At 72.7% G+C, this 26,087-nt stretch carries 18 protein-coding genes and 1 pseudogene; 7 read left to right on the top strand and 12 right to left on the bottom strand.

Translation table 11 applies throughout. From position 1 onward, the window contains the following. Positions 1 to 75: 75 nt before the first annotated feature. From ACFY1T_RS21620 to ACFY1T_RS21650, 7 genes are all read right to left on the bottom strand, one after another. Positions 76 to 1,308: a GNAT family N-acetyltransferase gene (locus ACFY1T_RS21620; protein WP_390789563.1), complete on the bottom strand. Its 1,233-nt coding sequence runs from the start codon at positions 1,306 to 1,308 to the stop codon at positions 76 to 78. 293 nt (positions 1,309 to 1,601) lie between these two features. Continuing rightward, positions 1,602 to 2,852 carry a YncE family protein gene (locus ACFY1T_RS21625; RefSeq protein WP_390789564.1) on the bottom strand — a complete coding sequence of 417 codons (1,251 nt, stop codon included), beginning with the start codon at positions 2,850 to 2,852 and terminating at the stop codon, positions 1,602 to 1,604. 124 nt (positions 2,853 to 2,976) lie between these two features. Continuing rightward, on the bottom strand, positions 2,977 to 4,140 hold the full coding sequence (locus tag ACFY1T_RS21630) for an XdhC family protein (RefSeq protein WP_390789565.1): 1,164 nt from the start codon (positions 4,138 to 4,140) through the stop codon (positions 2,977 to 2,979). Between the two features lie 74 nt (positions 4,141 to 4,214). Further along, a complete protein-coding gene (locus ACFY1T_RS21635) occupies positions 4,215 to 5,678 on the bottom strand; it encodes an NCS2 family permease (RefSeq protein WP_030858081.1) in 1,464 nt (487 codons plus the stop codon). A 366-nt stretch (positions 5,679 to 6,044) separates the two neighbouring features. Further along, complete coding sequence (gene pucD, locus ACFY1T_RS21640) at positions 6,045 to 8,450, bottom strand: xanthine dehydrogenase subunit D (RefSeq protein WP_390789566.1); 2,406 nt, start codon at positions 8,448 to 8,450, stop codon at positions 6,045 to 6,047. A gap of 2 nt (positions 8,451 to 8,452) precedes the next feature. Then, positions 8,453 to 9,061, bottom strand: a complete 609-nt coding sequence (locus ACFY1T_RS21645) for a (2Fe-2S)-binding protein (RefSeq protein WP_390789567.1) — start codon at positions 9,059 to 9,061, stop codon at positions 8,453 to 8,455. Between the two features lie 2 nt (positions 9,062 to 9,063). Further along, positions 9,064 to 9,960: a xanthine dehydrogenase family protein subunit M gene (locus tag ACFY1T_RS21650; RefSeq protein ID WP_030858075.1), complete on the bottom strand. Its 897-nt coding sequence runs from the start codon at positions 9,958 to 9,960 to the stop codon at positions 9,064 to 9,066. Between the two features lie 254 nt (positions 9,961 to 10,214). Between ACFY1T_RS21650 and ACFY1T_RS21655 the strand changes: the two genes are divergently transcribed. Together ACFY1T_RS21655 and ACFY1T_RS21660 are read left to right on the top strand one after the other, a co-directional pair. After that, complete coding sequence (locus tag ACFY1T_RS21655) at positions 10,215 to 11,894, top strand: PucR family transcriptional regulator ligand-binding domain-containing protein (RefSeq protein WP_030858073.1); 1,680 nt, start codon at positions 10,215 to 10,217, stop codon at positions 11,892 to 11,894. Positions 11,895 to 12,081: 187 nt separating this feature from the next. Next, complete coding sequence (locus ACFY1T_RS21660; protein ID WP_030858071.1) at positions 12,082 to 12,870, top strand: hypothetical protein; 789 nt, start codon at positions 12,082 to 12,084, stop codon at positions 12,868 to 12,870. Positions 12,871 to 12,880: 10 nt separating this feature from the next. On the opposite strand, the gene ACFY1T_RS21665 is transcribed toward ACFY1T_RS21660, so the two are convergent. After that, positions 12,881 to 13,627: a GntR family transcriptional regulator gene (locus ACFY1T_RS21665; RefSeq protein ID WP_390789568.1), complete on the bottom strand. Its 747-nt coding sequence runs from the start codon at positions 13,625 to 13,627 to the stop codon at positions 12,881 to 12,883. A gap of 108 nt (positions 13,628 to 13,735) precedes the next feature. Between ACFY1T_RS21665 and ACFY1T_RS21670 the strand changes: the two genes are divergently transcribed. Further along, positions 13,736 to 14,587, top strand: a complete 852-nt coding sequence (locus tag ACFY1T_RS21670) for a (2Fe-2S)-binding protein (protein ID WP_390789569.1) — start codon at positions 13,736 to 13,738, stop codon at positions 14,585 to 14,587. 203 nt (positions 14,588 to 14,790) lie between these two features. Then, positions 14,791 to 15,852 (top strand): DUF2637 domain-containing protein, encoded by a 1,062-nt coding sequence (locus ACFY1T_RS21675; protein WP_390789570.1) that lies wholly within the window; start codon positions 14,791 to 14,793, stop codon positions 15,850 to 15,852. Positions 15,853 to 15,976: 124 nt separating this feature from the next. On the opposite strand, the pseudogene ACFY1T_RS21680 reads toward ACFY1T_RS21675, so the two are convergent. The 4 genes and pseudogenes from ACFY1T_RS21680 to ACFY1T_RS21695 form a co-directional block, all read right to left on the bottom strand. After that, positions 15,977 to 16,333, bottom strand: a pseudogene (locus ACFY1T_RS21680) (ATP-binding protein); the annotation flags it as partial. Between the two features lie 201 nt (positions 16,334 to 16,534). Beyond that, entirely contained in the window at positions 16,535 to 18,277 is a 1,743-nt protein-coding gene (locus ACFY1T_RS21685) for a pyruvate dehydrogenase (RefSeq protein WP_390789571.1), read from the bottom strand. 61 nt (positions 18,278 to 18,338) lie between these two features. After that, on the bottom strand, positions 18,339 to 20,006 hold the full coding sequence (locus ACFY1T_RS21690; protein WP_390789572.1) for a protein phosphatase 2C domain-containing protein: 1,668 nt from the start codon (positions 20,004 to 20,006) through the stop codon (positions 18,339 to 18,341). A 105-nt stretch (positions 20,007 to 20,111) separates the two neighbouring features. Continuing rightward, positions 20,112 to 23,882: a S8 family serine peptidase gene (locus ACFY1T_RS21695; protein ID WP_390789573.1), complete on the bottom strand. Its 3,771-nt coding sequence runs from the start codon at positions 23,880 to 23,882 to the stop codon at positions 20,112 to 20,114. 199 nt (positions 23,883 to 24,081) lie between these two features. Here ACFY1T_RS21695 and ACFY1T_RS21700 point away from each other — a divergent pair, with 199 nt between their 5' ends. From ACFY1T_RS21700 to ACFY1T_RS21710, 3 genes are all read left to right on the top strand, one after another. After that, entirely contained in the window at positions 24,082 to 25,059 is a 978-nt protein-coding gene (locus tag ACFY1T_RS21700) for a helix-turn-helix domain-containing protein (RefSeq protein WP_030858057.1), read from the top strand. A 62-nt stretch (positions 25,060 to 25,121) separates the two neighbouring features. Further along, on the top strand, positions 25,122 to 25,604 hold the full coding sequence (locus ACFY1T_RS21705; protein WP_390789574.1) for a DUF456 domain-containing protein: 483 nt from the start codon (positions 25,122 to 25,124) through the stop codon (positions 25,602 to 25,604). Between the two features lie 153 nt (positions 25,605 to 25,757). Continuing rightward, positions 25,758 to 26,087 (top strand): leucine zipper domain-containing protein (locus tag ACFY1T_RS21710; protein ID WP_390789575.1); only part of this gene is annotated, 330 nt, incomplete at its 3' end.

The following is a 26,087-nucleotide window of genomic DNA, read 5'->3' on the forward strand; positions in this document are numbered from 1 at the left end:
GGCGGTCCGCTCGCCCGCCCCCGCTCGTCCGCGGCCGTCCCCGCCCGCCGCCGCCCCCGCGCGGCCCCCTACGCCTCAGAACTCGTCCGCCGTGTGCGGCAGCAGCGGGGTGTGCAGGGCCGCGTCGAGGGCCGCCGCCGCTCCCTTGGTCCGCTCCGCCACGAGTCCCGCGGCGACCAGTTCGGCGATCCGCGTCCCGCCCAGGTAGCAGGCCGCGAGGTCGCGCACCTCCAGCTCCAGGTCGGCGGGGGCCACGGCGGGCTCGTACGTCGCCCCGCCCGGCCCCGCCTTCAGCCGGAACCGCCCCGCGTTCGCCGGCAGCCGTACGTCGGCCAGTTCCAGCACCACCTCCACCGGCGCGGCCCAGGACCGCCGGGTCAGCGCCGCCCGTACGTCGACCAGGCGCAGCCAGAGCGCCGGGAACTGGGCGGTGACCCGGACCTGGTCCCGGTCGGCGGCGAACCGCAGCAGCGGGTCGTCCTGCGGCCGGCCCCACGCGCAGACCCTGCCGGTCAGGTCGAGGCCGGCCACGCAGTCCCACAGGGCGGCGGCCACCGCCGGGGTGTCCGCCTCCAGTTCGTCCACGCGGACCAGACCGGGACTGCGGGCGGGGCCGCCGTCGCCCTCGTGCTTCGTGCGGTAAAGCACGTACCCCGCGATCGGCTCGCCGGGATCGCCGAGGACGATGATCCGGGGCGGGCCCAGCTCCTCGTCCTCCTCGTCCTGTTCGCAGAGCCAGGACTCGCTCCAGCGCTGCGCGTCGCGGGTCGGGCGGCCGGCCCGCCCGGCGCGGGCGGCCTCGTGGTACGGCCCGATCACCGCGAGCGCGTCCTGCGGGTCGACCAGCCGCAGCGGGCGCGGGTCCGGCTCGATGCGCAGGGCCAGCGGGCGCGTGGAGTCGATCTCGATGGTGGCGCCCTGGGTGGCCGAACCGTAGCCGAAGCGGCCGTAGATGGCGGATTCGGAGGCCCACAGGGCGGCGATCGGGCTGCCCGCGGCGCCCGTGCGCCGCAGCTGCTCGTCCATCAGCGCGGTGAGCACGCCACGGCGGCGGTGGGTGGGGGCGACGCTGACGAAGGTGAGCCCGGGGCAGGGCAGGTCCGCCCCGGGCACCGAGAGCCGGAACCCGTGCGCGGCCATGAACCCGACCAGTGCGTCCCCGTCGTAGGCGCCGAGGCGCGCGCAGTGGCGCAGGAGGGCGTGGTGGCGTTCGCGGCCCGCCTCGTCGGGGCGGTCGTGGAAGACCAGGTACGCGAGCTCCAGAGCGCGGTCGATGTCGGCTTCGGGTACCTCACGGATGTCCACCATGATCCGGAGACTAATCGGTCATCGCGGACCGGTCACCCCATAAGGGCCGGGGTGGCCGGTAGGCACCGCAAGGGGTGTCCGGGCGCGGTGGGGCGGGCGGGACTCTGACGACACTCCCTAGGGGGTGTCCGCAAAGTGGCGCCGTCCGCCCGGAGGGCGGTCCCGCGGCGTCCGGTGCGTGCTCTCGGTGTGCCGGGCGGAAGCCCTTGTACTGGACGTACTCGGGATTTCGCCCGGTGCGCCGAGAGCGCGTGCCGGGCGTCGCGGGGCAGGCGGGACTTTGTGGACACGCCCTAGCGCGGGCCCGACCAGCCCGTGGGGACGTGGCCGAGGCGCACGCGCTGCGGGTGGTCTCCGACCGGGACGGACACCCGCTTGGCGCCGGTCGCGAAGTCGATGGCGGTGACCTGGTCCGCGCCGCTCTCGGAGATCACGCAGGCCGTTCCGTCCCCGTCGACGGTGGCCCAGTACGGCTTGTTCGCGGGCACCAGCGGCCCCTCGGCGAGGGAGGCGCGGTCCACGACGGTGGCGTAGTCGTCCATGGTGCCCGCGACGCAGAGCTTCGTCCCGTCCGGGCTCATGGACATGCCGTGGTGGCGCGAGTCGTTGACCCAGGTGGTGCGGTCCGGGTTGGTGGCGGGGTTGCGGGGCAGCTCCTTGATCCGGGTGATCCGGTCGGAGGCCACGTCGTACTCGACGACCCCGTTGAAGAAGGACACCTGGAAGTAGAGCTTCGACTCGTCGGGGCTGAAGGACATCGGCCGGACGGCGTCGGAGAGGTCCGAACGGCCGAAGGCGTCGAGCCGGGCGCGCATGTCGATCACACGGACCGTGCGGAAGGTCTGCGCGTCGACGACGGTGATCTTCCGGTCGCCCTTCGTCCAGTCCAGCCAGGGCGCGTCGAGCGCGGAGGTCACGTCCCCGATGGAGCTGTTCCACAGGTGGCGGCCGTCGCGGCTGAAGGTGTTCTCGTGGGGTTTGTCGCCGGTCGGGAAGGAGCCGAGCTGCCGCCCGGTGGCGATGTCGAGGACGTGCACGGTGTTGGCGGTGGAGGCGGAGACCGCGACCCGGGTGCCGTCCGGGGAGACGGCCATGTGGTCGGAGCGGAAGCCGGCGACGGGGAAGCGCCAGTTGATCCGGCCCGTGCGCACGTCGATCGAGACGACGTCGGCGAAGCTGGGGCGGGAGGCGACCACGGCGGAGCCGTCGGGGGTGGTGTACATGTCGTCGACGAACTGGTCGTGGCCCTCGCCCGCGCCGCCCCGGATGCCGAGGAAGAAGGCGAGCTTGATCGGGTTGAGGTAGATCTCCCGGAGCCGCTCCTCCTTGTCGGGGATCATGTCGAGCCGGCCGATCTTGGCGAGGTCGCCGGTGGAGGCGAGCACATCGGCGGTGCCCTCCCAGTTGTTCCCGACGAAGAGCACCTCGCGGACACCGGGGCCGTCGGCAGCCGCGGGCCCGGCCACGAGCGCGGCAGCGGCCAGCACGGAGCCGGCGAGGAGCGTACGGGCGAGGGTGCGGGGGGTGCGTGCGGTCCGGGACATCCGCTCAACTCCGTTAAAGGAAGGCGCTGTTACCGGCCGGTAAAATAGGCGGGACGGCGAAAGGGCGCAACCCCCGCGGGGTCGCGCCCTGAGTTCTCCCCCGGCGCCCTTACGGCGCCGCCCTTCAGGCGACCGAGCCGATCCGGCCGATCACCGTCGTCGAAGTGTCCGGGTGGATCGGTATGTGCGCCCCCGTGAGCGCCGCGCCCGAGCCGCCGCGGCGGTTGGCGACGATCTCGGCGGCGATGGACAGCGCGGTCTCCTCCGGGGAGCGGGCGCCGAGGTCCAGGCCGATCGGGGAACGCAGCCGGGCGAGCTCCAGCTCGGTCACGCCGACGTCCCGGAGCCGCTTGTTGCGGTCCTCGTGGGTGCGGCGGGAACCCATGGCGCCGACGTAGGCGACGGGCAGCTTCAGGGCCAGTTCGAGGAGCGGGACGTCGAACTTGGCATCGTGGGTGAGCACGCACAGGACGGTCCGGCCGTCCACCGCGCCCGCCGAGGACTGGGCCTCCAGGTAGCGGTGCGGCCATTCGACGATGATCTCGTCCGCTTCGGGGAAACGGTTCTTCGTCGCGAACACGGGCCGGGCGTCACACAGGGTGACGTGGTAGCCGAGGAACTTGCCGATCCGCACCAGGGCGGACGCGAAGTCGATCGCGCCGAAGACGATCATCCGCGGCGGCGGGACGCTGGACTCGACGAGCACCTTCAGCGGCTCTCCGCAGAGCCGGCCGTCGGCGCCGATCTCCAGCACGCCGGTCCGGCCGGCGTCGAGCATGGCGCGGGCCTCCTCGGCGATGGCGCGGTCCAGCTCGGGGTGTCCCCCGAATCCGCCCTCGAAGCCGCCCTCGCCCCGGACGAGCACGGCACGTCCCAGGAGCTCGGCCGGCCCTTCGGCGATCCGGGCGACCGCCGCCGCCTCCCCGCGGGAGGCCGCGGCCAGGGCGGACGCGAACACCTCCCGGGCGGGGGATCCCACGGGCACCGGGGTGATGAGGATGTCGATGATCCCGCCGCAGGTCAGACCCACGGCGAAGGCATCGTCGTCGCTGTACCCGAAGCGCTCCCGGACGGTCTCGCCGTCTTCGAGCGCCTGCTGGCACAGCTCGTACACCGCGCCCTCCACGCATCCGCCGGAGACCGATCCGATGGCCGTGCCCTCGCTGTCGACGGCGAGCGCGGCTCCGGGCTGGCGGGGCGCACTCCCGCCGACCGCCACCACGGTGGCGACGGCGAAGTCACGTCCCTGCTCGACCCACCGGTTCAGTTCTTCGGCGATGTCCAGCATGGGGGCCTCCTCGGAGGGGTTCGGTTACCAGTATCGGATGCGTGGAGGGTCAGGGCCGGATCACCGGCGCCGCCTTACTTCACCCCGAGCCATGCCTCGATGGGGTGCTCCGCGAAGAAGATCACGAAGATCACGGTCAGCGCCCACATGAAGGCACCGATCTCACGGGCCTTGCCCTGGGCGATCTTGATCGCCACGTACGAGATCACGCCGGCGGCGACACCCGCGGTGATCGAGTACGTGAAGGGCATGAGCGCCACGGTCAGGAAGACCGGGATGGCGGTCGCGCTGTCGGCCCAGTCCACGTGGCGGGCGTTCTGCATCATCATCGCGCCGATGACGACCAGGGCCGCGGAGGCGACCTCACCCGGGACGATCTGCGTGATGGGGGTGAAGAAGAGGCAGGCCGCGAAGAAGAGGCCGGTGACGACCGAGGCGAGGCCCGTACGGGCACCCTCGCCGACGCCGGTGGCGGACTCGACGAACACGGTCTGGCCGGAACCGCCGGTCAGGCCGCCGATGGCACCGCCGGCGCCGTCGATGAACAGGGCCTTCGACAGGCCCGGCATGCGGCCCTTGTCGTCGGCCAGCTTGGCCTCGGTGCCGACGCCGATGATGGTGGCCATCGCGTCGAAGAAGCCGGCGAGCACCAGGGTGAAGACGATCATGCCGATCGTCATGGCGCCGACGTCGCCCCAGCCGCCGAAGGAGACCTGGCCGAAGAGCGAGAAGTCCGGCATCGAGATGGCGGACCCGTCCAGGGTCGGCGCACCGTTCTTCCAGGCCTTCGGGTCGACGTCGGCGACGGCGTTGACGATCGCGGCGATCACGGTGCCGCCGATGATGCCGATCAGGATCGCGCCGGGGACCTTGCGGGCCTGCAGCATGAAGATGGCGAGCAGGGTGATGCAGAAGATCAGCACGGGCCAGCCGGCGAGCTGGCCGACCGGGCCGAGCTGGACCGGAGGGGCGAACTCCCCGCCGTTGCCGACGAACCCGGCCTTCACGAGGCCGATCAGGGCGACGAACATGCCGATGCCCATGGTGATGGCGTGCTTGAGCGCGAGGGGGATCGCGTTCATGATCATCTCTCGGAGGCCGGTGACGACCAGGAGACAGATCACGACGCCGTACATCACGCACATGCCCATGGCCTGCGGCCAGGTCATCTGGGGTGCGACCTGCGAGGAGAGCACGCCGGAGACCGACAGTCCGGCGGCCAGGGCCAGCGGGACCTTGCCGACGAAGCCCATGAGGAGCGTGGTCAGGGCCGCGGCGAAGGCCGTGGCGGTGATGAGAGCCTTCTGGCTCATGGTGTCTCCGGCGACGTCCTTGCCGGAGAGGATCAGCGGGTTGAGCAGGAGGATGTACGCCATGGCCATGAAGGTCGTGACTCCGCCACGAATCTCATTGCCGACGTTGGAACCTCTGTGCGTGATGTGAAAGTACCGGTCGAGCCAAGAACGCCCGGCGGGGGTGCGAGAGCCGTCGCCGGCCTCTTCCGCGCTGGTCTTGGGCTCCACAGACGACTGGGTCATGGTGCCTAACTCCCAAGGTTCAAAGGGGCACCCGCATGAAGATTGGAGACGCGGGATTTGGGAAACTCCGTTTGGCTGCACGACCCGGGGTGACGGCCCGAGGCGACGCGAAATGCACTGCGTGTACTGCGGGTACTGCGGGGGTTCTGCGGTACTGGTGTGGTGCTGGTGACGGCTCCGGGGTGCCGGGGCCACCGGGTGTTTCGGTGGGGGTACTGCCGGTGGAACGACCGCGAGCGGTGCGGTTTTTCGTACTCCGGACTTCTGGCTCCGGGCGGTGGACAGGAAGTGTGACGTTCCCGGTGTCACACCGCCCGGAGAGTCTGTGGGGATCCGGGGGCCTCGCGGCCCCCGGACCACGCCGTCCTAGAGGGTGCCGGTGAGGGCTTCCGGACGGATCGGCGTCTTGTTGATCTCCAGACCGGTCGCCGCCCGGATCGCCGCGATCACGGCCGGGGTGGACGACAGGGTGGGGGCCTCGCCCATGCCGCGAAGGCCGTACGGCGCGTTCGGGTCGGCGAGCTCCAGGACGTCGACCGGGATGGTCGGGGTGTCGAGGATGGTCGGGATCAGGTAGTCCGTGAAGGAGGGGTTGCGCACCTTCGCGGTCTTCGGGTCCACGATGATCTCCTCCATGATCGCGACGCCCAGGCCCTGGGTGGTGCCACCCTGGATCTGGCCGACCACGGAGAGCATGTTCAGGGCCTTGCCGACGTCCTGCGCGGTCGCCAGCTCGACGACCTTCACCAGGCCGAGCTCGGTGTCCACCTCGACCACCGCACGGTGGGCGGCGAAGGTGTACTGGACGTGGCCGTCGCCCTGGCCGGTCTTCAGGTCGAAGGCGACGGTCGGCCGGTGCCGGAACTCCAGCTCCAGGTCGATCGCGTCCTCTCCCTCGAGGATGTCGGCGATGTCCGCGAGGACCTCTCCGCCGTCGGTGACGATCTTGCCGCCTTCGAGGAGCAGCTCGGCGGTCGCCCACGCGGGGTGGTAGGACCCGTTCTTGCGGCGGCCGATCTCCAGGACGGCCTCACGTACGGCCTCGCAGGTGTTCTTCACGGCGCCACCGGTCATGTACGTCTGCCGCGAGGCGGACGTGGAACCGGCGGAGCCGACCTGCGTGTCGGCCGGGTGGATGGTCACCTGCGTGACGCCCAGCTCGGTACGGGCGATCTGCGCGTGGACGGTGACACCGCCCTGGCCGACCTCCGCCATGGCCGTGTGGACCATCGCGACGGCCTCGCCGTTGATGACCTCCAGGCGCACGCGGGCGGTGGAGTAGTCGTCGAAGCCCTCGGAGAAGCCGACGTTCTTGATGCCGACCGCGTAGCCGACGCCGCGCACGACGCCCTCGCCGTGGGTGGTGTTGGAGAGGCCGCCCGGCAGTGCGCGGACGTCCGCGCCCTCGCCGGCGGTCTCCCACTGGCGCTCGGGCGGCAGCGGGCGGGCCTTGACCCGGCGCAGCAGCTCCGCGACGGGCGCCGGGGAGTCCACGACCTGGCCGGTGGGCATGATCGTGCCCATCTCCATGGCGTTCAGCTGGCGGAACTCGACCGGGTCCATGCCCAGCTTCGCCGCGAGCTTGTCCATCTGGGCCTCGTACGCGAAGCAGGCCTGGACGGCGCCGAAGCCGCGCATCGCGCCGCAGGGCGGGTTGTTCGTGTAGAGCGCGATCGCCTCGATGTCGACGTCCTCGAGGACGTACGGGCCGACCGACAGCGAGGAGGCGTTGCCCACGACCGCCGGGGAAGCGGACGCGTACGCGCCGCCGTCCAGGACGATCTTGCACTTCATGTGCGTGAGCTTGCCGTCCTTGGTGGCGCCGTGCTCGTAGTACAGCTTCGCCGGGTGGCGGTGCACGTGGCCGAAGAAGGACTCGAACCGGTTGTAGACGATCTTGACCGGCTTGTTCGTGGCCAGCGCCAGGAGGCAGGCGTGGATCTGCATCGAGATGTCCTCGCGGCCGCCGAAGGCACCGCCGACGCCCGAGAGCGTCATGCGGACCTTCTCCTCGGGGAGACCGAGGACGGGGGCGATCTGCTTGAGGTCCGAGTGCAGCCACTGGGTGGCGACGTAGAGGTCGACACCGCCGTCCTCGGAGGGCACGGCGAGGCCGGACTCCGGGCCGAGGAAGGCCTGGTCCTGCATGCCGAAGGTGTACTCGCCCTCGACGATGACGTCGGCGCGCTTGCGGGCCTCCTCCACGTTGCCGCGGATGATCGGCTGGCGGTGCACGATGTTCGGGTGCGGGACGTGACCGGAGTGGTGGTCGTCGCGGCCCGGGTGGATCAGCGGGGCGTCCGCGGCGAGGGCGGAGGCCTCGTCCGTGACGACCGGCAGCTCGCGGTAGTCGATCTTGATCTTGGCGGCCGCGCGGCGGGCGGTCTCCGGGTGATCGGCGGCCACGAGGGCGACCGGCTCACCGTGGTGGCGCACCCGGCCGTTGGCGAGGACCGGGGTGTCCTGGATCTCCAGGCCGTAGTTCTTCATCTCGGCCGGCAGGTCGTCGTACGTGAGCACCGAGTAGACGCCCGGCATCGCGAGGGCCTCGGAGATGTCGATCGAGGCGATCTCGGCGTGGGCGACCGTGCTGCGCAGGGTCTGGCCCCAGAGCATGTCCTCGTGCCACATGTCCGAGGAGTACGCGAACTCGCCGGTGACCTTGAGGGTGCCGTCGGGGCGGAGCGTGGACTCGCCGATGCCGCCCTTGTTGTGCTTCTGGGTGACGTTGGTCGGCGTGCCGGCCGGTACCGTGCGGGTGTTCTGAGCCATGGTCAGACCGCCTCTCCCTGACGTGCGGCCGCCAGGCGGACCGCGTCGAGGATCTTCTCGTAGCCCGTGCAGCGGCAGAGGTTGCCGGACAGGGCCTCACGGATGTCCTGGTCGGACGGGGAGCTGTTCTGTTCGAGCAGCGCGTCGGCCTGCACCAGCAGACCGGGGGTGCAGAAGCCGCACTGCACGGCGCCGGCGTCGATGAACGCCTGCTGGATGTTGGAGAGCTCCACGCCCTCGCCGGTCTGGGAGTCGGCTGGCTTGGCCTGCCACTGCTTGGCCGCGTCGAGGGTGACGCCGCCCTGGGAGCCGCAGCCGCCACCGGTGCCGCAGGCACCGCCGTGGCCGTGCTCCTCGCGCTGCTTGGCGAACTCCGCCAGGCCCTCGACGGTCACGACGTCGCGGCCCTCGACCTGTCCGGCTGCCACCAGACAGGAACAGACCGGCACGCCGTCGAGACGGACGGTGCAGGAACCGCACTCGCCCTGCTCACAGGCGTTCTTCGAGCCCGGCAGGCCCAGGCGCTCGCGGAGCACGTAGAGGAGGGACTCGCCCTCCCAGACGTCGTCCGCTTCCTGCTGACGGCCGTTGACGGTGAAATTGACGCGCATGATTACGCAGCCCCTTCGAGCGAGCGGCCGTGGCCGGTTCCGCGGTACTGCTCCCAGGTCCAGACGAGCTGGCGGCGAGCCATGATGCCGACCGCGTGACGGCGGTACTTCGCCGTGCCGCGGACGTCGTCGATCGGGTTGGCCGCGCCGGTGGCGAGGTCACCGAACTGCTTGGCGATCGACGGGGTGATGACCTTGCGTGACTCCCAGAAACCGCCCTCTTCGAGCGCGGCGTTCAGGAACTCCTCGGCGGCCTTCGCACGGATCGGGGTCGGCGCGGCCGATCCGATGCCGGTACGGACCGTGCGGGTCTCGGGGTGCAGCGCCAGACCGAACGCGCAGACGGCGATGACCATCGCGTTGCGGGAGCCGACCTTGGAGTACTGCTGGGGACCGTCCGCCTTCTTCACGTGGACGGTCTTGATGAGCTCGTCGGCGGCGAGCGCGTTGCGCTTCACACCGGTGTAGAACTCGTCGATCGGGATCAGGCGGGAGCCGCGTACGGACTCCACCTCGACCTCGGCACCCGCCGCGAGCAGCGCGGGGTGGGAGTCGCCGGCCGGCGAGGCACAACCGAGGTTGCCGCCGACGCCGCCGCGGTTGCGGATCTGGGGGGACGCGACCGTGTGCGAGGCGAGCGCGAGCCCCGGGAGCTCCGTCCGGAGGTTCTCCATGATCTGCGTGTACGGAACGGAGGCGCCCAGCCGGACCACGTCCTCGCCGACCTCCCACTCCCGCAGCAGACCGATGCGGTTCAGGTCCAGGAGGTACTCCGGCCGACGGTGGTCGAAGTTGATCTCGACCATGATGTCGGTGCCACCCGCAATCGGCACAGCTGTGGGGTACTCGGCCTTAGCGGCGAGCGCCTCCTCCCAGCTGGCGGGGCGAAGGAAGTCCATGTGCGGCTCTCTTCTTCTTCATCGTGTCGTTCACTTCAAGCCAGGAGGCCCTCGGGCCCTCGACTGGTCGTTCACGTGCTGTTAACGCGGTGTGGAGTCAGTACACAAGCCGTGCGTCCTTCGGGTGCAGTCACCGAAACCATGAAGGAGTTGGCTGGCGGCCTCCCTCGTCTTGTAGATTCGTATGAAAGGCAGGATGCAACGACCTGCCCGATTTCCAACGGCAACATTCGAGACAGATCGGCGGCGACACCATGCGGCTGCGCGCACTGCTGGAAACCGAGGCGCTGGGGCTGCGGCTGCTGGGCGGCGAGGACGAACTCGACCGGACGGTCCGCGGCGTCATGACGACCGACCTACGGGATCCCAGCCGATACCTCACCGGGGGCGAACTCGTCCTCACCGGCCTGGCCTGGCGAAGAAATTCGGCCGACTCCGAGCCGTTCGTACGAATCCTCGCGAGCGCGGGCGTCGCGGGCCTCGCGGCCGGCGAGGCGGAGCTCGGGGACATCCCCGACGATCTCGTTTCAGCCTGTCGGCGCAACCGGCTGCCGCTGTTCGCCGTGAACGAAGACGTTGCATTCGCCACGATCACGGAGTACGTGGTGCGGCAGGTCTCCGGAGAGCGCGCCGGCGATCTCGCGGCCGTGGTCGACCGGCACCGCCGCCTGATGACGTCCGGCCCGGCGGGCGGTGGACCCGATGTGGTGCTCGATCTGCTCACCACCGACCTCGATCTGCGCGCCTGGGTGCTGTCCCCCACGGGCCGGCAGATCGCCGGAGCGGGCGAACCCCTGGCCCCGGGCGTCTGCGCGGCCCTGGCCGGAGAACACCTGGCGGCGGTCCGCACCGGGCGCAGGGGCCCGCACCGGATCTCCATCCAGGGTATTACCTACTCCCTCTTCCCGATCAGGGGAGCGGGCCGCGGCCCGGGCGCTCCCGGGGCCCGTGACGTGCGCGAGAGCGTGCTGTCGGACTGGCTGCTCGCCGTCGAGGCGGACGCCGGGGACTGGCCCGCCGAGCGGCTCGACCTGCTCCAGGGCGTGACCCAGCTGATCGCCGTCGAGCGGGACCGGCGCGATGCCGCCCGCACGGTGCGCCGCCGCCTCGCCCAGGAGGTGCTGGAGCTGGTCCAGACGGGTGCCCCGCCCGCCGAGATCGCCGCCCGCCTGCGGGTCGCGGCGCCGGTGCTGCTGCCCGGGCTGGGCAGCGCCCCGCACTGGCAGGTCGTCGTGGCGCGGGTCGACTGGGACGGCGGGGACATCCCCGGCGGCCCGGTGGCCCAGTCGCTGCTGGAGGAGATCCTGGTCGACCAGTCCGTCTCGGGGCCCGAGCCCTCGGACCGGATCGCCGTGGCGCACGCGGGCGACGAGGCCATCGCGCTCGTACCGCTGCCCGCGCTCTCCGCGGAGCCCGGCGAGGAGAAGGGCCCGGACCGCGCCCTGCACGCCGACGAGCTGCTCTCCGTCGTACGGGAGCCCCTGCAGGCGGGCCTGGCCGACGACGGCCGGCTCACCCTGGGCGTCAGCGCCGCCGTGCACTCCGCCGAGGGGCTGCGCGGGGCGCTGGAGGAGGCCCGGCACGCCCGCCGGGTCGCCGCGGCCCGCCCGGGCCGGGTCTGCGCCGCGGGCCACCACGAGCTGGCCTCGCACGTCCTGCTGCTGCCGTTCGTCCCGGACGACGTGCGCCGCGCCTTCACGGCCCGCCTGCTGGACCCGCTGCGGGACTACGACCGCCGCCACCGCGCGGAGCTCATCCCGACGCTGGAGGCGTTCCTGGACTGCGACGGCTCGTGGACGCGGTGCGCGACGCGGCTGCACCTCCACGTCAACACCCTGCGGTACCGGGTCGGGCGAATCGAGCAGTTGACGGGGCGTGACCTCTCGCGGCTGGAGGACAAGCTCGACTTCTTCCTGGCACTGCGGATGAGCTGAGCGGATCCGGCCACGGAGCCGCCCCGCGCGGCCGGGAGTCGGCGCGAGGCGGCGGGAGGGCGCCTGACACGTCGTCCGGACTTTGTGAAAGAGTTCACCCGACCCCTTGGCCGAAGGCTCCGATCCGTGCTCTCATTTCGCCCCAGGGCTCAACGACGTGCTGCTTGGTTGCTTTGGGGAGGGCAATGTGGCGGATACCGCCATGTCCGGTGCCGGATCTACCGGGGGAGACGACCCCCTCCAGCGGGCGATATGGCGGCTGCGCTCGCGCGGCTGTTGGACCGACGCGGCAGCCCTGCTGACGCCCCACCTGCACGACGCCGGCGCGGCCGTGCAGCGCACCGCGCTGCTGGTCGAGCGGTGCCTGTTCACCGGGCAGGGGTGGGCCGAGGCCGAGGACGCGCTGCGGGTCGCGGAGGCGGTGGCCCACGACGACGACGAGCGGGGCGCGGCGGCGTGCGAGCGGGGGCAGTTGGCGTACGCGGCGACCGTGCTCGGGGTCCGCGACCGCTCGGACGAGGCCCGTTCCGCACTGGGCCGGGCGGCGGCGCTGCTGTCCCCCGGGTCCCGGACGCGCCCGCTGCTGGACTTCCGACGCGGGCTGGTCGCGGAGCACCTGGCGGACGCCCCGCAGTCGGCCCGTCCGGCGTACCGCCGGGCCCATGCCGGGGCGCTGGCGCACGGGGACACCCTGCTGCTGTCCTTCACCTGGCGCCACCTGGCGGCGCTGTCCCTGCGGGACGGGGAGGTGGCGGAGGCCCGCAAGGGCTTCGCGGAGTCCCTGCGCATCCGGGAGGACCTGGGATTCCTGATCGGCACGGCCCCCGCGCTGGCGGCACTGGCCGAAGCCGAACCGGAACCGGAGGCGGCCCGCCTGCGCGCGGAGGCCCGGCGGCTGTTCCACCTGCTGGGCGGCATCCCGACCTGGCTGGCCGACCAGCTGCACCCGGACAAGCCCAGCCCCGCGGGCGTCTGAGGGGCGGGGCTCAGCCCACGCCGAAGTGCGGGCGGAGCACCTGTTCCACGAGCGGGAGGTCGCCCGCGACCAGGGCCTCCAGCAGGGCCGTGTGCTCCGCCGCGTCCCGCACGAGCTCCGCCCGCCGCGCCCTCGGGGCGCCCGGGAGGGGCCACTGGGACCGGCGGTGCAGGTCCTGCGCCACGGAGACCAGCTGCTCGTTCCCGCCGAGGGAGAGCAGCTCCCGGTGGAAGGCCCGGTCCGCGTCCGCGTACCCCGCCGGGTCACCCGCCGCCGCGGCCGCCGCGGCCGCGGCCGCCGCCGGCCGCAGCGCCGCCCAGGCCTCCGCCGGAACCGTACGGGCCAGGCCGAGCACCACCGGCACCTCCAGCAGCGCCCGTACCTCCGCCAGCTCCGCCAGGGTCCGCGGCGTACGCGACAGCACGCGGAAGCCCCGGTTCGGGAGGCACTCCACGGCCCCCTCCAGCGCCAGCTGCTGCATCGCCTCGCGCACGGGCGTCGCGGAGACGCCGAAGCGCTCCCCCAGGGCGGGCCCGGAGTAGATCTCCCCCGGCACCAGCTCCCCGTCGGCGAGCGCCGCGCGCAGCGCGTCGAGCACCTGCCCGCGCACCGAATGGCGCAGCACCTTCCGCACCGCCGGCTTCTGCACCGCCGGCTTCTGCACCGCCGCCGTCTGCGCCGGGATCAGCGCCGCCACCCTGCCGTGGGCCGCCTCGTGCACTCGGTCCTCCTCGGGGTCTCGACCTGACGCAAGCATCCCGAGAATAGGCGAATCGGTCCGGCAGGCGCTGGTACGACCGCCCTAGATCAGCTAAGGTAAGGCTTACCTTTGTCGCTCTCGACCGTGTGAATCGGTGGTTCCGCCATGCCCGACAGCCCCGTCGTCGCCCCGCCCCCGGCCGGCTCCCCGGTGGCGGACGCGTACGAACGCCTGTCGAAGGCCTACCCCCGCCTCCAGGCCGTCGAGCGCGCGGCGCACGAGCCCGCCCCTCGCGGTGCGGGGTGGATCGGCGCGGACGCGCTCGCGGCCGGCGGGGCCGAGGTGGACGGCTACCTCGCCTGGGACGACGCCCAGGTCCTGCGGGACTACGGCCGCCAGGCCCGCCCCGACGTGGTGGCCACCTTCGGGCTGCACCGGTACGCGTGGCCCGCGTGCCTGCTCATCACGGCCCCCTGGTTCCTCGACCGCCGGGTGCCCCGCCTGTCGGCGCGGGACGTGGCGTTCCACCGGACCCAGGGACGCATGAGCGTGCGCGTCGAGTCCTTCTCCTGCCTGCCGGACGATCCCGCGGCCGCGCTCCCCGGGGCCCGTGTCGTGCCCGACGAGGAGGCGCTGCGCGCCGAGGTGCGGGCTGCGGTGGCCCACCACCTCGAACCGCTGCTGGAGGGCTTCGGCACGCGCATGCGGCGCGGCCGCCGCGCCCTGTGGGGCATGGTGACCGACGAGATCGTCTCGGGCGTCTGGCACCTCGGGAAGCTCCTGGACGAGGAGCCCCGGGCCATGGCCGAGCTGGAGGCGCTGCTGCCCGGCCGGACGGCCCCGTACACCGCCGGCGCGGCGTTCCGCACGCTCTCCGGCCCGCGCGGGGAACAGCTCCCCACCCGGGACCGGGCCAGCTGCTGCCTCTTCTACACGATCCGGCCCCAGGAGACCTGCACCACCTGTCCCCGCACCTGCGACGCGGACCGCATCGTCCGCCTCACGGCTGCCGCCTGACCTCTGAACCCACTCGTACGACTGACCGTAATCGAACACAACTCTGTCACACGAGCGGTAGTTCGAGACACAACACCCTATCCGGCGGGCCCAGCCCCCCGATGGCGTCCACTTGCCCCGAAACCCCCATGCCGGGCCGATCTCCTGCGTCACCATGGCTCCCGGAAGGCCGCACACGCGAGGCAGAGGCAAGGGACATCCGCATGAGACTGACCGACATATCGCTGGACTGGCTGCTGCCCGGCAGCCTGCTGATCCTGGGCGTACTTGCGGCAGTTGCGGTACTGGCCCGGGGCAAGCGGGACGGCGACAAGGCCGCGGCCGAAGACACCTGGGAGCGCAGCGAAGAGCGGCGGCGGCGCAAGGAAGCCGTCTACGGAACCGCCTCCTACGTCCTGCTGTTCTGCTGTGCGGCGGTCGCCGCGGCGCTCTCCTTCCACGGGCTGGTCGGCTTCGGCCGCCAGAACCTGAACCTCTCCGGAGGCTGGGAGTACCTCGTCCCCTTCGGGCTCGACGGCGCCGCCATGTTCTGCTCGGTGCTCGCCGTCCGCGAGGCGAGCCACGGTGACGCGGCCCTCGGCTCCCGCATGCTGGTCTGGCTGTTCGCGGGCGCGGCCGCCTGGTTCAACTGGGTGCACGCGCCGCGCGGCATGGGCCACGACGGCGCCCCGCAGTTCTTCTCCGGGATGTCCCTCTCGGCGGCCGTCCTCTTCGACCGGGCCCTCAAGCAGACCCGCCGGGCGGCGCTGCGCGAACAGGGCCTGATCCCGAGGCCGTTGCCGCAGATCCGGATGGTCCGCTGGCTGCGGGCCCCCCGGGAGACCTTCGGCGCCTGGTCCCTCATGCTGCTGGAGGGGGTCCGCACCCTCGACGAGGCGGTCGAGGAGGTGCGCGAGGACAAGCGCGAGCGGGAGCAGGACCGCCACCGCCGGCGCGACCAGAACCGGCTGGACCGGGCCCGCATCAAGGCCCTGGGCCGGCAGAACCGGGCGTTCGGACGTTCCCGCGCCCGTCAGGTCGACGTACCGGGGCTGACCCCCGGATCGGGCTCCGCGCCGGTCGGCGCGGAGCCGGCCATAGCGGAAACGGGACAGCTGCCCGCTCCGCGCCGCCGGCCCTCCCTGCAGGCCGTGCAGGGACCCGAGACCGCTGAGGTGAACGGCACCCGGACGGTGGACCTCACCGCCGAGGACGACACCCAGACGATCCCCCGCCTCGACTCCCTCGAACGCAAACTCAAGGACCTGGAGCAGCAGTTCGGCTGACCGCTGCGCACAGGACCGACCCCCGCGGGGCCCGCCGTCAGGCGGGCCCCGCGTCGTACCCCGCCTCGTACCGCGCGTCGTAGGACCCCTCGTAGGCCCCGTCGTAGGCCCGGCCGCCGAGGGAGCCGTCCAGCTCGAACCAGACCACCTTGCCTCCGGTCTGCGCGGGCACGTCCACGCCCCAGGCGTCGGCGAGGGCCTCCACCAGCACAAGCCCCCGGCCGTGCGTACCGTCGTCGGCGGTCGGTACGTACGGCCGGGGCCGGCGCGAGACGTGGTCACGGACCTCCACCCTCAGCCGGTCCGCGGCGAGCCGCGCGGACACCTCGGCCCCCTGGTCGGTGTGGACGAGGGCGTTGGTGACGAGCTCGGTGATCAGCAGCTCCGCCACCTCGGCGGCGTCGGCCGGGCACCGGTGGCGCATCAACTCCCGCAACGCCCGGCGCACTTCGCCCACGGCCTTGAGATCCGCCCGGCGTATGCTCCGGCTGATCTCCAGCGCTTCCATTGCCCTCCCGCCCTCGACGGACGGTTCACGCGGTTCGGGCCGCCCTCTCCTCCACTGCTTCCCGGTCTTCGCCCCCACCCGCACGGCGATGCCCCTCCCCCGATGAGTTCCCGTGGATCTCGAACTGGTCTACGGGGATGCATGCCCGCCGGGGCAATCCGCACTCCTGCGGACTTACGGGCGCGGCACGTTGCGCAGGTTGGATCGAGCCATCTGGATCATCCTTCCCACGCCACCGTCCAGCACGATCTTGCTGGCGGAAAGTGCGAAACCCGTCACCATCTCGGCGCTGATCCTGGGTGGAATGGACAAGGCGTTGGGATCGGTCACCACGTCCACCAAGGCGGGTCCCTCGTGCCGGAACGCATCCTTCAAAGCCCCTGCGAGCTGCTTGGGCTTCTCGACCCGGACCCCGAACGCACCCGCCGCACGGGCGATCGCGGCGAAATCCGGGTTGCGGTTGGTCGTTCCGTACGACGGAAGGCCGGAAACCAGCATCTCCAACTCGACCATGCCGAGCGATGAGTTGTTGAAGAGGACCACTTTGACGGGCAGGTCGTACTGCACGAGGGTGAGGAAATCTCCCATCAGCATCGAGAATCCACCGTCGCCCGACATCGACACCACTTGACGGGTGCGGTCGGTGAACTGTGCTCCGATGGCCTGCGGGAGGGCGTTGGCCATGGAGCCGTGGCTGAAGGAGCCGATGATGCGCCGCTTTCCGTTCGGGGAAAGATAGCGTGCCGCCCACACATTGCACATGCCCGTGTCGACGGTGAACACGGCGTCCTCGTCGGCCAGTTCGTCGAGGACGGCGGCGACGTACTCGGGATGGATCGGGGTGTGCTTCTCCACCTTGCGGGTGTACGCCTTCACCACGCCTTCCAGGGCGTCCGCGTGCTTCTTCAGCATCCGGTCCAGGAACCGGCGGTCCGTCTTGACCTTGACCCGGGAGTTCAGGGCGCGCAGGGTCTCCCGCGCGTCCCCCCAGACGGCCAGGTCCAGCTGCGAGCGGCGGCCGAGGTGCTCGGGGCGGATGTCCACCTGGACGATCTTCACGTCGTCGGGCAGGAAGGCGTTGTACGGGAAGTCCGTGCCGAGCAGGATCAGCAGGTCGCACTCGTGCGTGGCCTCGTAGGCGGCGCCGTAGCCGAGCAGCCCGCTCATGCCGACGTCGTACGGGTTGTCGTACTGGATCCATTCCTTGCCGCGCAGGGCGTGCCCGACGGGGGCCTTGACCCGGCCCGCGAACTCCATGACCTCGGCGTGCGCCCCGGCGGCGCCGCTGCCGCAGAACAGGGTCACCTTGTCGGCCTCGTCGATCAGCCGGACCAGCTTCTCGATCTCCCCGTCACCGGGGCGCACGGTCGGCCGCGCGGTCACGAGCGCGTGCTCGATGCTCTTCTCCGGAGCCGGGAGGGAGGCGACGTCACCGGGCAGTGCGACCACGCCGACGCCGCTGCGGCCGATGGCGTGCTGGATCGCGCTCTGGAGTACGCGGGGCATCTGCTGCGGGTTGGAGATCAGCTCGCAGTAGTGGCTGCACTCGGTGAACAGCCGGTCGGGGTGGGTCTCCTGGAAGTAGCCGAGGCCGATCTCGCCGGAGGGGATGTGGGAGGCGAGCGCGAGGACCGGGGCCATGGAGCGGTGGGCGTCGTAGAGGCCGTTGATCAGGTGCAGGTTGCCGGGACCGCAGGAGCCCGCGCAGGCGGCGAGCCGGCCGGTGATCTGTGCCTCGGCACCGGCGGCGAAGGCGGCGGTCTCCTCGTGCCGCACCTGGATCCACTCGATGCCGCCGGTCCGGCGGATGGCGTCGACGACGGGGTTCAGGCTGTCGCCGACGACTCCGTACATCCGGCGCACGCCGGCGCGTACGAGGATGTCGACGAACTGCTCTGCCACGTTCTGCTTGCCCATGGAGTGGCGCCCTTTCGTTGCCTGCCGGGTACGCCCGTCCATCCATCCACACTCCGCGCCGTCACGCCTCCCAGACGGCGGCGGCCGTCCGGTCGTCGGCGTACCCCTTGAGGCGGAGCTGGGTGTCCGCGAGGAAGACCGCGAGGCCGGGGGGTTCCCGGTCGGCCCAGCGGGCCGCGAGTTCGGCCGGGAGGAGGCCCTCCTCGCGCATGGGGTCGGCGAGCCCGCCGGAGCACAGGAGCAGGGTGTCGCGGGGCCGCGCCATGGCGGCACGGAACCGGAACTGGTCGGCACCGCTCTCGGCCGGCTCCGCCCGCTGCGGCTCCAGGTCCTCCCAGGTCCCGCCGCGGAGCCGGAACAGGCCGCCGGCGCCGGAGCCGAAGCAGACCCGGGTCTTGCACTCGGGATCGATGGGGAGCAGCAGGACGCGCAGGCCGGCGGTGTACGCCTCCTCCGGGAGCCCGAGTTCGGCGGCGCGGGCGCGCAGCCGTCCGTAGCCGCGGTCGGTGAGCCGCTGGAGCCCCGAGCACAGGGCGTCGCGCCGGCCGGCGCGGATGTCGTCGGCGAGGCGCTCGCGGCTGCGGCCGACGGCGGAGGCGATCCACCGGCACAGCTCGGCGGCGGCCTCGGCGGCGCCGGGGGCGGCGCGGTCCCCTCCGGCGAGGGCGACGAGGACGAGGGCGTCGTCGCCGGTGCCGAAGCGGGCGGTCAGCAGGAAGTCCCGCCGTGCCTCCCCGCGGAACCGGGCGGAGTCCCCGCGCACGGAGGTGGCGCGCAGGGTGCACGCCCCGTGCCGGGCCCCTTCGAGCACGGTGTCGGGCACGAGATCCTCGAGCGCCCCCGGATCCGCGAGCGGCAGCGCCCCGGGCTCGGCGGCGTAGGTGGGAGCCCGGTCCCCGAGGAAGCCCACGGCCGGCCGCTCCCCGCCCCCGGCGCCGTCCCAGGGCTCACCGGCGACGGGGGTCCCGGACACGGCCAGGGGAGCCGCACCGGGCCGGTGCCCGGCACCGGAGACCTCCCACGGAGCCGGAGGACCGGCATCGCGGTCGTCCTCGGCAGCGGCACCGGCACGCGGGTCCGGTACGTGACCGGGGACGGCCGGGGGCTCGTGGCCCGCCTGGGGCCCCGGGCCGGAGCCGGGGCCGGGTGGGAGCGCGGATGCGGGTGCGGATGCGGGCGCGGATACGGGCGGGGCGGCACCGGGCGCACCGGTGCCCGCCGCGGGCGCGCGAACCCCGTCCGTGCCGGGCAGGGATGGTGTGCCGGTGTCCCCCTCAGGGGTCCGTTCGGGGAACGCACCGGCGGCAGGGGGCCCGGGCGGGGCGCCGAACCGCCCGAGCGGCGGTTCGGGCCGTTCCTCGGGAAGCACCGGCGGCACCGTCACACTGCCCAGGCCGTATCCCGTCGTGCCGGGCTCCCGGGGGTCCCGGGGCGGCGGAAGCACCGGCTCCGGGCCGGCCTCCCGGCGCGGCCGGGGCAGCACGGAGTGCGGCGGCGCCCCGGGCGGCTCCGGGGGCACCCCCGGGAGCCCGGCTCCCGCCCCGGCCTCCGGCGGCACGCCCTGCGGCCCCGGCGGGGCCTGGCCCTGGGGCGGGACCTGGTGCGTGAGGGACGATGCCGAGTGGAAGCGGGTGTCCAGGGTGTCGGCCGGGTCCGGGGTGGCGGCCGGGTCCGGGTCCGGGGTTTCGTACAGCTTCTGCCACCAGTCGTCCGCGCCCTGCTGACTCATGGGCTCATTCTTGGCCCCCCGCAGCGGCGGAAAACGCCGAATACGCGAAATGGGGTCCACCGGCACGCCGCCCGGTGGACCCCGTTTCCGTATCTCTCGTACGGCCTAGCGGATGTCGTACGCCCGCACGACCGTCTGGGTGACGGCCGCACCGTTCGCGTCGGTGAGCTCCACCTTCAGGGAAACCTGCCGGCCGGCCCCGGCCCCGGCGTGGTCCACGACCGCGGTCCAGCGCCCGTCCCGCTCGGCGACGGCCGCCTGCGTCCAGTGCTCACCGTCGTACGAGTACGCCAGCCCCACCGACTTCAGCGCCCCCGGGAGGTATCCCGCGTGCCCCGTCACGCCCAGCCCGATCCGCTGCCCGTTCGCCGCCGGAAGCGTCTTCATGCCGTCCGCCGGGATCGAGAGGGAGGGGAACAGGATCGGGATGGACTGGGAGTACCGGGCCGGGTCCTCGTGCGAGCGGAAGGTCCACGTGGTGGTCACCGCCTGCGAGCGCTGCCACGTGCGCGCCGGCTGGCCGAACTTCTCTATCTGCTGCGTCAGTTCGTAGGTGGCCTCCTCGGCCGGGACCTCGAAGACCCCGGTCGGGTACCAGCTGTCCCCGATCTGCTCGCCGCCCCGCTTCAGGACCAGGGAGCCGACGTCCCCGAAGGAGCCCGGCTGTGCGAAGTGCCCGGTGTCCCCCCACATCGCGGAGGCGAAGCCGATCAGGTTGCCCTGCCGCTCGGCGGCCAGCTGCGGCCGGCCCGCGAGGTCACGGCCGGCGACCGGGCCGATGACCCCGTCGTACCAGCTCTCGCTCCGCTTGCCGCCCTTGGCGTAGGTGCGCTGCTGGTCGGTCATGAACTCGCCCCACGGGAAGCTGCTGGAGACCATGTGGTCCCATGCCGTGTCCCCGGCGGAGTACAACTCGGTGCGCTTGCCCGGCACGGCCACGGTGTCCAGGCCGCCGAAGTACACGGCGTTGCCCAGCGGCCGGTACGCGCCGGTCAGGTCGGTGAAGTCGGCGGCCACGCCCATCGCGTGGTACGCGGACTCGACGGAGCCGAGGTCGCGGTCGCGCACCCGGTAGGTCCGCTCCCCCCGCACCTCGCCCTTCTCCACCTGCGCCAGGTTGTAGACGTACGGGCTCTTCGCGCTGCCCTTCCAGTTCAGCGTGACCTTGCCCGCCGCGAGCCGCGCGAGCAGCGCCTTCGCCTCCGGCTGCTCGATGGTCAGTGCGGGCAGCGAACCGCCCGCGTAACCGGTGGAGCCGGTCCAGCGGCCGGGGGCCTCCCGGTGGGCGAGCACGGCCTTGGCCCCGGCCGCCTTCGCGTTCGCCGCGGCCTGGTACAGCGAGCCGTCCACGGCCTTGACCAGGACGATCGCGCCCTTGGCCCCGGCCGCGGCGAGCTCCTCGGGGGTGCCGGCGCCCGCGTCGACCAGTGGCGCGCCGCCCGTCCCGTCGAGGTTGTCGCTGCCCGTGGAGGCGGTGATCGGATGCAGTGCCGGACCCCCGGCGACCTTCAGCTCGGAGATCAGCGGCGCGGCCGCCCGCCAGTAGCTGCCGAACTCGAAATCACCCTCGTGCGCACGGCCTTCGACCGAGGCGTAGTAGCCGCGGATCGTCCGTCCGCCCATAGCGGTGCCCGCGTGCAGCCAGGACTCGTCCCAGTGGCGGGAGAAGGCGAGGGTGGTGTTGCGCGCCTCGGTCGGCCGGTCGGTCGCGATCGAGAGCCGGGCCGCCTTGCGGGCGTCCAGTACGACCACGGTGTCCTTCTTGACCTCGACCTGGGGGCGGCCCAGGTAGGTGAGGGAGTCGTACAGCGCGGCGCCGTCACCGGCGTCGGGCGTGCCGACGAAGGCGGACAGGAAGTACGAGCCCGGGCGCACCCGGTAGACCTGGTCCGCGGCCCCGTCGTTGAAGCGGCGCTCCCCACTGGCGTCGTCGGTGCCGATGACGTCGAGGGAGGAGGGCCCGGCGGCGGGCTCGCCCGCGCGGTCGATCAGCTTGACGCGCAGGGTGACGGTCTGCGGCTCCACGTAGAGGGAGAAGGGCGTGGAGACGTGCACGCCGTCCGCCGTGGCGACGACGCGCCCGGTGACGTCCCCGTACTGGGAGCGCTCCAGCCGGGCCGCCGGGTCCAGGGCCAGCGGCACCTTGACGGTGGCTCCGGCCGGGACGGTCACCGTACGCCGGTCCAGGCCCGCGATCCGGCTGCGCACGGCCGAGCCGTCGTTGCCGGTGACCTTCTCGACGGCGAGGTCCAGGGTGACGGGCCGGGTGCCCGTGTTGGTGTACGGGATCTGGACGGTCGTCCGGTCGCCCCGCTCCTGCGGCCAGTGGTACGAGCCTCCCTGCACGGCGGGGGCGCCGGTCACGGTGGTGTCGATCGCGGCCTCGACGTCGAGGCGGCCGCCGCCGGTCTGGCGCACGTCCCCGGGGACACCGGAGTCGGCGGAGCCGACGAGGGCGGCCTTGACCTGCTGTCCGGTCCAGTCGGGATGGCGCTGCTTGACGATGGCGGCGGCGCCCGCGACGTGCGGGGTGGCCATCGACGTACCGGACATGGACTGGTACGCGTAGACCCCGCGCCCGCCGGCCGCGGCGGCGGAGATCCCGACCCCGGGGGCGGCGATCTCGGGCTTCAGGGTGTGCTGGAGCCCGGCGGGGCCGCGGCTGGAGAAGGAGGCCGTGGTGTCGTCGCGGTCGACGGCGCCGACGGTGAGCACGCTGGGCGCGCAACCGGGCGAGGAGACCGTGTTGTTGCCGGGGCCGGAGTTGCCGGCGGCGATCACGAAGAGGGTGCCGCTGCTCTGCGCGAGCCGCTCGGCGGCGGCCGACATGGGGTCGTCGCAGCTGGTCTGCGAGGGGTCGCCGAGGCTCATGGAGACCACGTCGGCCTTGCTCTCGACGGCCCATTCCATGCCGGCGATGATCCACGAATCGAGGCCGTAGCCCTGGTCGTTCAGGACCTTGCCGCTGAGCAGGGCGGTGCCCGGCGCGACTCCCTTCTTGGCGCCGCCGCTCGCGGCTCCGGAGCCGCCGACGGTGGAGATGGTGTGGGTGCCGTGGCCCTGGCGGTCCGCGTCGGTGTCGGAGTCGGTGAAGTTCTTCGACGCGGCGACGCGGCCCTTGAGGTCGGGGTGTTCCAGGTCGGTGCCGGTGTCGAGGACGGCGACCTTGGTGCCCTTGCCGTCGTACCCGGCGGCCCAGGCGGCGGTGGCGTTCACCTGCTTGGTGGACCGCTCCAGGTTCGCCTGGACCTTGCCGTCGAGCCACAGCTTCTTCAGCCCGCCGGCGGCGCGGGAGCGGGTGTCGGTGACGTCCGCCCAGAAGGCGGCGGCCTGCTGCTTGTCGGCGGTGAGGGCGACGGCTCCGATGGAGCCGAGGACGAGGGAGCGCTCGGCGCCGCGCGGAGCGGGCGGCGCGCTGCGCGCCAGGTCGGCGGCGCCCTCGTAGACCGCGATGAGCGGGAGCTTCTTGGCGCGGGCGTCGTCGTAGCCCTGCCGGATCAGGCCGGTGACGTTGAAGAGCTCCTGGTCGACCGTGCCCGCGGCGAGGGCCTTGACCGCGCTCTCGGGGTAGACGTAGAGGTCCTTGCCGTTCTGGCGGGTCTGCACGAGCGGCTGCGAGCCGTCCTCGCGCGGCATCGCGGTGGCGGCGGTGCGCCCGGCCGGGTCGGTGGAGACCAGGATCCGGTCGCCCGTGACCAGGGTCACGGTGACGGGGGCCGCGGGCTGCTTTCCGGCCGCTCCGCTCCCCGCGATCGGTCTCTTCCCCGCTCCTCCAGGCGTACCGTCGGTCGGCTGCGCCGCCGACGGGCCGATGGCGGTGACGGCCAGGACGGCCGCTGCGGCCGCTCCCACCGCCGTACGCGATATCGGGCGCATCGCTCTCCCCAGGTGAATTCCGGCCAACTGCTGCATTGCACGGCAAAGCTGCCCGCAAGTGGCTTCTGACCGGCGGATGTTGGTGCTGCGGTGGCGTCACCCTGGCAGAGAGGCGGGAGGTGCGGCGATGATGTCGGCGGCGGGTTTGCGCCGTGGCCGCTTCCCGCCACGAACGGTGCGGAGAGGGTGGGTGGACCGGTTGCTGAGTGCGATAGGCCTGGACGAGGGCCAGGAGGCGGCATACCGCGCGCTGGTGGCGCTGGGGGCGGCGGAGGTGCCCGACCTGGCGCACCGGCTGGCGCTGCAGGTACCGCAGACCGAGCGCGCCTTGCGGCACCTGGAGCGGCACGGGCTGGCCGCGCAGTCCTCGACCCGGCCCGGCCGCTGGGTGGCGGCCCCGCCGGGGGTGGCGCTGGGGGCGCTGCTGACGCAGCAGCGGCACGAGCTGGAGCAGGCGGAGCTGGCCTCGGCACTGCTGGCGCAGGAGTACCGGGCGGAGGCCGCCGAGCCGGCGGTGCACGACCTGGTGGAGGTGGTGACCGGCGCGAGCGCGGTGGCACACCGCTTCCACCAGCTCCAGCTGGGCGCCGCGGAGGAGGTGTGCGCCCTGGTCAGCGGCCGGCCGCAGGTGGTCACCGGGATGGAGAACGAGGCGGAGGAGCGGGCCGCCGTGCGGGGCGTGGCGTACCGGGTCGTGATCGAGCGGGAGGTACTGGCCCTGCCGACGGGGATCAGGGAGGCGTCGACGGCGCTCGCCCGCGGCGAACAGGTCCGGGTGACGGGGGACGTCCCGACGAAGCTGGTGATCGCGGACCGCTCCCTGGCGATGGTCCCGCTGACGTCGCGCGGGGCGGAGCCGGCGGCGCTCGTGGTGCACGCGTCGGGGCTGCTGGAGTCCCTGATGGGGCTCTTCGAGGCGGTGTGGCGGGAGGCGCTGCCGCTGCGGCTGGGGGCGACGGGCGCGGCGGAGGAGTCGGGCGGCGTGCCGGACACCACCGACCTGGAGATCCTGACGCTGCTCCTGGCCGGAATGACGGACGCGAGCGTGGCCAAGCACCTGGAGCTGGGGCTGCGGACGGTACAGCGGCGGGTCAAGGGCTTGATGGAGCTGTCCGGGGTCACGACGCGGCTCCAGCTGGGCTGGCACGCGTACGAGAGGGGCTGGGTGGCCCGGTAGGAGCGGTCGGGCGGCCGGGTGGCCGGGTGGCCCGATGGGCCCCGGTCGGTCAGGCTGAGCGCATGGATCTGCCTCAGCTGCTCCTGGTGGGGCTGGTGCTCCTGCTCGGGGTGGTCGGGGTGCTGGTCCCGGGCGTGCCGGGGACCTGGCTGGTCTGGGCGGGAGTGCTGTGGTGGGCGCTGCACGAGCGGTCGGCGCCGGCGTGGACCCTGCTGGTCTCGGCGACGGTGCTGCTGCTGGTGGTCCAGGTGGTCGAGTGGCAGCTGCCGCCGCGCCGGCTGCGCGGGGTGGGGGTCACCCGCCGGATGACGGTGTACGCGGGCGCCGGCGCGCTGATCGGCTTCGTGGTGGTGCCGGTGCTGGGGGCGGTTCCGGGGTTCGTCGGGGGCGTCTACCTGTGCGAGCGGCTGCGGCTGGGCACGCACGGCGAGGCCTGGGCCTCCGCGCGGGCGGTGATGCGGGCGGTGGGCACGAGCGTCCTGGTGGAGCTGTTCGCGTGCCTGATGGTGGTGGGCGCCTGGCTCGGGGTGGTGGTGGCGGACTGACCGCACGTACGCGGGCCGGACGGGACTTTGCGGACACGACCTAGGTGTGTTGTTCCGGGACGTTGGTGACACGCGTGCTGGGTTCTTGAAATGGGTGAGGGCCTCCGGGTTCGGTGTGGATTGCGACATCTACACAGATCCGAGGAGGCCCTCGTGGTCCACCGTAATGCCCCGCTGACCGAGACCGGACGACTGAGGCTGGCCCGCTGTGTCGTGGACGACGGCTGGCCCCTGCGTCGGGCCGCGGAACGCTTCCAGGTCAGCCACACCACCGCCGCCCGCTGGGCCACCCGCTACCGACAGCAGGGCACCGCCGGAATGAGCGACCGCTCCAGCCGGCCCCGCCGCCAGCCCCGCCGGACCGCGGCCGAGGTCGAGGCGGAAGTGCTGCGACTGCGGCGTGAACACCGCATCGGACCCTTGCGGCTGGCCGTCCGATGCAAGATCGCGGCCTCGACCGCCCACCGCATCCTCGTCCGCAAT

Origin of the sequence: Streptomyces sp. NPDC001194 (assembly GCF_042896985.1) — a bacterium.
Lineage (GTDB): Bacteria > Actinomycetota > Actinomycetes > Streptomycetales > Streptomycetaceae > Streptomyces.